Source organism: Thalassolituus sp. UBA2009, assembly GCF_002335285.1.
Taxonomy (GTDB): Bacteria; Pseudomonadota; Gammaproteobacteria; order Pseudomonadales; family Oceanobacteraceae; genus Venatoribacter; species Venatoribacter alkanivorans.
In genome coordinates this window covers 1-558 of the sequence record NZ_DDCJ01000128.1, presented here as the reverse complement: position 1 = coordinate 558, position 558 = coordinate 1, and the positions used below count along the sequence as shown (strand labels likewise).

1 protein-coding gene is annotated in these 558 nt (G+C 52.9%); it reads right to left on the bottom strand.

Features of this window, described 5'->3' with window-relative positions; translation table 11 throughout:
• A partial coding sequence (locus B3P58_RS15600; protein WP_286718938.1) for an aminotransferase class I/II-fold pyridoxal phosphate-dependent enzyme occupies positions 1-558 on the bottom strand: 558 nt, incomplete at both ends.

The window sequence follows — 558 nt, the reverse complement described above, 5'->3', positions numbered from 1 at the left end:
TTTACCGGCCAGCCCAGATCATTCAGCCCCTTGCAGAGTACATCCCGGCGGCTGCGGTACATCTCGCAGATATCGCTCACCACCGTCTGATCACCTTCCAGTGCGGCAATCGCTGCCACCTGAATAGGCGTGAATGTACCATAATCGAGGTAGGACTTAATCCTTGCTAAGGCATAAATCAGATCTTTATTGCCACAGCAGAAGCCAACCCGCCAGCCCGGCATGTTGTAGCTCTTCGACAGTGAGTAAAACTCCACCGCAATGTCTTTCGCACCTTCCACCTGCAGAATGGACGGCGGCTGATAACCGTCGAACACAATATCGGCATAGGCCAGATCCTGCACCACCCAGATTTCATGCTCTTTACACATCGCCACCACCTTCTCGAAGAAGGCTAAATCGACACACTCGGCGGTCGGGTTGCCGGGAAAATTCAGCACCAGCATCTTCGGCCGTGGCCAGGTGGTTTTGATGGCTTTTTCCAGCTCTTCAAAGAAATTCACATCCGGCGTCATCGGCACATGGCGGATATAGGCGCCGGCAATAACAAAACCATAA